The 4,841-nt window shown below is 64.3% G+C and carries 8 protein-coding genes; 1 reads left to right on the top strand and 7 read right to left on the bottom strand.

Annotated features, from left to right (window positions below; all coding sequences use genetic code 11):
* Positions 1-622: DUF6537 domain-containing protein (locus tag EN914_RS24315; protein WP_348631935.1), on the top strand; the 622-nt coding region annotated here is incomplete at its 5' end.
* 5 nt (positions 623-627) lie between these two features.
* On the opposite strand, the gene EN914_RS39330 is transcribed toward EN914_RS24315, so the two are convergent.
* The 7 genes from EN914_RS39330 to EN914_RS24345 form a co-directional block, all read right to left on the bottom strand.
* On the bottom strand, positions 628-1,407 hold the full coding sequence (locus tag EN914_RS39330) for a hypothetical protein (RefSeq protein WP_245265330.1): 780 nt from the start codon (positions 1,405-1,407) through the stop codon (positions 628-630).
* Complete coding sequence (locus EN914_RS39335) at positions 1,376-2,365, bottom strand: hypothetical protein (RefSeq protein ID WP_245265331.1); 990 nt, start codon at positions 2,363-2,365, stop codon at positions 1,376-1,378. Before EN914_RS39335 ends, EN914_RS39330 begins: the two co-directional genes overlap by 32 nt.
* Positions 2,366-2,539: 174 nt before the next feature.
* Positions 2,540-2,827 carry a GCG_CRPN prefix-to-repeats domain-containing protein gene (locus tag EN914_RS24325; RefSeq protein ID WP_024503409.1) on the bottom strand — a complete coding sequence of 96 codons (288 nt, stop codon included), beginning with the start codon at positions 2,825-2,827 and terminating at the stop codon, positions 2,540-2,542.
* Positions 2,828-2,938: 111 nt separating this feature from the next.
* Entirely contained in the window at positions 2,939-3,400 is a 462-nt protein-coding gene (locus EN914_RS24330) for a periplasmic heavy metal sensor (RefSeq protein WP_024503410.1), read from the bottom strand.
* Complete coding sequence (locus EN914_RS24335) at positions 3,397-3,849, bottom strand: hypothetical protein (protein WP_024503411.1); 453 nt, start codon at positions 3,847-3,849, stop codon at positions 3,397-3,399. Before EN914_RS24335 ends, EN914_RS24330 begins: the two co-directional genes overlap by 4 nt.
* 86 nt (positions 3,850-3,935) lie before the next feature.
* Positions 3,936-4,478, bottom strand: coding sequence for an RNA polymerase sigma factor (locus EN914_RS24340; protein WP_024503412.1), 543 nt, complete (start codon positions 4,476-4,478; stop codon positions 3,936-3,938).
* Positions 4,479-4,523: 45 nt separating this feature from the next.
* Positions 4,524-4,841: EF-hand domain-containing protein (locus EN914_RS24345; RefSeq protein ID WP_127389318.1), on the bottom strand; the 318-nt coding region annotated here is incomplete at its 5' end.

Here is a 4,841-nt window from a genome sequence, read left to right on the forward strand (position 1 = left end):
GTGCTACGACGACATGATCCGCGTCGCCGATCTCAAGACACGTTCGACGCGCGACAAACGCGTGCGCCGCGAGGTCGGCGTCAAGGATGGCTCGATCCTGCAGGTGACCGAATATTTCCATCCGCGCATCGAGGAGTTCTGCGGCACGCTGCCGGCGGGTCTGGGCAGCTACATCGAGGACCGGCCGAAGCTCGCCGCCTTTCTCGACCGTCGCATCAACCATGGCCGCCGCATCCGCACCGACAGTTTTGCCGGCTTTGCCGCTCTGTGGTTCATCGGTGGCCTGCGCCGCTGGCGCCGCAGCCTGCTGCGCCACAAGGTTGAGATCGCGCATCTCGATGGCTGGTACGCGCTGGCGCTCGACCATGTGCCCCAGGATTACGCACTGGCCGTCGAAATCCTCAACTGCCGCCGGCTGATCAAGGGCTATAGCGACACCCATGTCCGGGCGCAGTCGAAATTCGACCGGGTGCTGTCCGCGCTCGACATGGTCAAGGGCCGCACCGACGCCGCCGACTGGATCCGCCGCCTGCGCGAAATGGCGCTGAAGGACGAGAAGGGCGACATGCTGGACGGTGCGCTGAAGACCGTGGCGACGCTGGGGCCAGATAAAATCGGCTGAGATAACTAGCGAGCATCTACCGATTGGAGCGGCGCCAGCCCACGCAGCGGCACCGCTTCCGGGAACAGATGCAGCAGGCCTGAATCGACGCGCCGGCGCAGATGCGCATCGACCTCCGCCCGATCCTGACAACCATGAAACCTGCCGCCGCAATGGTCGCGCAGGCGCACGAGGTCGGCCATGACAGGCGACATCGGCAGGCCGGCGGCGTCGAGCAGGCTCGCGCTGAGGAAGCCGATGTCGAGCGGCGCCAGGTCAGGCATCGGATGGCGCAAAGGATGGTTGAAGGTGGTGAGCGTGTAGAAAGTGCGATAGGCAAGCGAGCCAGGGGTCGCCAAGGCGTCGTCCCCGGCGATCGCCTCGACGAACGGCTTGGTCGCCGACGACTGGTGATCGCCGAATTCGAGCACCACGGCGCCGCGTTCACCGGCATCCGCTTGCCTCTTGTCGAGGAAATCCTGGAAATCGCCGCGCGCTACCGCCATCCGGCGCAGATACTCATTGGCCTGGAAATCGCCCGAGAAAGGCTCGCCCTCGACCTTCAGCCCGGGCTCCATCCGCCCCTCATAGGGTGAGTGCGGAAACATGGTCTGGATTTCGAGGAACAGCGGCCGGCCGTCTTCCCTATGGTGCCTGGCGATGAATGCCTCGGCCGCCTGGTAATAAAAGTTGTCGCGCAGGTGATAGAAGGGCGCGGCGATGTCCTTGATGTCGAGCACGGTCTCGAAACCGATCGATTTCAGGAACGGCCCTTCATTGACGAACGAAAAGTCCATCGGCGTCATCACGACAGTCCGATATCCGCAGCGCGCCAGCACCTCCGGCAAGGCTCCGGCGACCCTTGTCCTGCAGGGTGATGGTCAGATAGGGGCTTCGCCAGCCGAAATCGGTGGCCGACAGGCCGGTCATCAGCGACAGATTGGTGATCCAGGTGCCGCCGCCAAACGTCTCGACCTGCATCTGGTGCGGCGTGCCGGCCCCCGGTGCGAATCTCTGCAGGAATCCCGCGCCGTTGCCGACCTGCGGAAAATAGCCGGGATCGGACTGGCTTTCGCTGAGCACGAAAAAGACGTCGGGAAGATCAGCCCGGTCGCCGCAATCGACCGTGTCGGCAAAAGGCGGCTGCGGCGCCACGGCTTGCAGCCGCTTTTCGAAGCCCGATTCTACAACGAGGTTGTGCAAATCCAGCAGCGAGACGAAGAAGGCCGACATGTGCCGGCCCTGCATGTAGTAGAAATAGCGGTCCTTCGAGGCCTCGGCCGGAAAGGTCAGCGGCACCAGAACGACGAGCGCCGCCATCACCAGGACGCGTGCCGACACCGGCCAGCCAATTTTCCGATCGATCCGGAACAGAAGCACCGCCGCCCCGATGCCGAGCCCTAGGGCAATGATGACCGGCGCGATCAGATGGAGGTAGGAGCCGAGCAGGAAACGATACACTTCCGGGTCCCTCGACACGAAGACCGTGTCGTAGAAGTGCAGCGAAAATCCTTTCAGCCGGAACTTGATCGCCGAAACCACGGTGACGAAGGCAATGCCCATCCAGGCGAGGTAGACGGAAAAGGCAAGGCGCCCCGAAGCCAGGAACAGAAGTCCGGCAAGGGCAGCCACCAGCGCCAGCGAGAACGGCACCGACAGCCATTCGTGCTCGGCCCGTCCGGCGGCGAAGACGCCTGCAAGGCTGACCACGGCCAGCGTCAGCGGATGGCAGAGCACCCGTCCAAGACCTTGAAGCTGAACCACAGATTTTCCCACGAAGATGCCTGAGCATAGTTTCGGGAAATTCTTCGATTATTTGCGGGCTAAGAACAAATGTATAGTGGATTTAACCTTAACTCGGCTGGTCGGGATTGTCCGGTGCGCGCCAGCGCTCGCGCGGGGCCGCCCCGAAAGGTGCCCGGCCCCGCGGTGCTTTGATCAGTAATGGTGCCAGTGGCGCCAGTGATGATGCGGATGCCAGACGTAGGCCGGACCGTGCCAGTAGTGGTAGCGCGGGCGCACGACGACGACGCCGTTCGGCACGCAGCGGCCCCATCTGTTAGGGTGCCAGCCGATGCCGCAGCCCCAGCGGACATGCTCGACCAGTGCCGGGGTGGCTGGCTTGGCAACGGACACGATGGGCATTGCGCTGGACGCGGAGGCTGTCACGACAGTTCCACCGATGGCCAGGATAGCGGTTGCTGCATAGTTTTTCAGGCGACTCATAATTGGACTCCGAGTGCTTTCGACGATGAAGATGGCCGTCCTGTATGGTGCACAGGGCAGGCTTGTCCCTTCGCATCGTTAAACGGCGTCTCCGGCCTTTTCCGTCGGTCGTCATGGCGATTTTTTTGGCGTAACGGTGGCGCGGCGTTCCATATGGCGCAGCAACGCCTGTGCCAGCACGCTCCGGTTTTCAGGCGATGTGCTCGCCGCGAAGTCGACAATGGCCTGTTCAAGCCGGCTGCGCACCGTCACATCGGCATTGCGTGCCCGTTCCAGGGCGGCGGACAAGGCGGCCTTGTCCATGACAGGCTGCTGCAACAGGTCCGCTGCCTCCTGCCTCGCCTGCTGGCCATCGAGAATGATCTGACTGGACTGCACGCGAACCTGGCGCAGCGCCTCGCGGAACGCCTTGCGGTCCTGGTTGGCAAGCTGTCGGCCAGCCGATTCCAGCGAGACAGCCGCGCCCGCTTTGGCATTTCTCAGCCAGACCGCGCCGCCGACGAATGCGCCCGCAAGAAAGACGTTCAGCACCACGGAAGTAATGACCAGACCACGGATCCAGCGCGGGCTCATAGGTTTTCCTCACCGTTCTCGGCATCCGGGCCGGCATCGCCAAACGCCGTTACATCGGTATCCAGCACATAATGGTCCGGCTGGACCTCCGGCGTGACGATGGTCACCAGGGCCAGTCCTGCCACGGCACCGGCCAGACCAATGCCGGCAAGTCCAAGTCCCAGCCACCAGAACCACTGACGCCGGCGCTGGACGATGTGCCGGCCGGCAGCCTGCAGAATGCTGCTGTGCAGTGCCTTGTCCGGGGCGTCGACGCGGTAGCTGTCGAGCAGCGCGTCAAGTGTCCCGGCCTGCCTCAAGATGGCCTCGCCCGCGTCGCTTGCGGCAAAGACCGTGCCGGCCATTCGCTCGGCCTCGGGCCATCGCCGCAAGTCGCCGCCATAGGCCTGCGCCAAGGCGGCAAAGCGCCTGGCATCCATTGCGGGTTCGTTCCTGGACCCTTCAGCCATGTGTCTCCCCCTTGCCCGTCGGCGCCGAGCGCCAGGCGGCACCAGCAAGGCGCAATGGCCGTGCTGCGTTGCTGCTTGCCCGGCGTTTACTCATCGGCGCCATCCTCCGCCAGGATCGCTTGCAGCGACCGCCGGCCGCGCGCGAGCAGGCTTTCCAGGGCATCGACGCTGATCTGCAGTGTCGCTGCCGCCTCGATATTGGACATCCCCTGATAGTAGACCAGAACGATCGCTTCGCGCTGGCGCGGCGCTATGGCTTGCAGCGCCCGTTCGACCCGATGGGCTTCTTCCTCGGAATGAGCATCGGGAAGCGGCGCAGGATCGGCGACGTCCGGCAGGTCGCCGGTCACCCACTCGCGCCTGCGACGCAGCCGGTCGTAGCAAAGGTTGAGCGTCACCCGGTGGATCCAGCTGTCGAAGCGCGCATTGCCGCGCCGCCAGCTCGCGGCATGGCGCCAGATCCGCACGAAGGTTTCCTGCGCGACATCCTCGGCCTCCGCCGCATCGCCGAGCATGCGCACGGCAAGCGCCAGGATACGCGGCAGCTTGCGCGCGACGAGCGTTTGCACGGCTGCCGGCTCGCCGGCGCCGACACGGCGAACCAGCTCCTCGTCCGGATCCGCAGCCATCAGTCGGCGCACTCCCGATGTTCATCGCGCGTCATTGCCTCTTGGTCATTGCTCTTGCTTGGGAGCGGTTTTGTGGCCCGGCAGTTCGTCGGCTGTCAGAATGCCATCGGCATTCTTGTCCAGCCGGGCGAAGCGCTTGGCGAAGAACGCATCGAGTTCGGCGCGATCGATGAAGCCGTCATGGTTGGAATCGATCCGTGCGAAGGATCTGGCGGCGTCGCCCTTGACGTTGCGCTTCGCCTGAAAGGCCTCCCATTCCAGCAGGCTGATCTTGCCGTCGCCATCCGTGTCGGCCGCCATGATCGCCTTTTCGCGCCGCTTCTGGAATTTGGCCAGCGTGATGTCGGACCTGCTCCCCGACGC

Origin of the sequence: Mesorhizobium sp. M7A.F.Ca.CA.001.08.2.1 (assembly GCF_003998455.1) — a bacterium.
Lineage (GTDB): Bacteria > Pseudomonadota > Alphaproteobacteria > Rhizobiales > Rhizobiaceae > Mesorhizobium > Mesorhizobium ciceri.

Bases quoted from the DNA above. Each gene is read 5' to 3' on its own strand.
- EN914_RS24325 (WP_024503409.1), bottom strand. From the start codon at position 2,827: ATGAGTCGCCTGAAAAACTATGCAGCAACCGCTATCCTGGCCATCGGT.
- EN914_RS24340 (WP_024503412.1), bottom strand. From the start codon at position 4,478: ATGGCTGCGGATCCGGACGAGGAGCTGGTTCGCCGTGTCGGCGCCGGC.
- EN914_RS24330 (WP_024503410.1), bottom strand. From the start codon at position 3,400: ATGAGCCCGCGCTGGATCCGTGGTCTGGTCATTACTTCCGTGGTGCTG.
- EN914_RS39330 (WP_245265330.1), bottom strand. From the start codon at position 1,407: ATGACGCCGATGGACTTTTCGTTCGTCAATGAAGGGCCGTTCCTGAAA.
- EN914_RS24335 (WP_024503411.1), bottom strand. From the start codon at position 3,849: ATGGCTGAAGGGTCCAGGAACGAACCCGCAATGGATGCCAGGCGCTTT.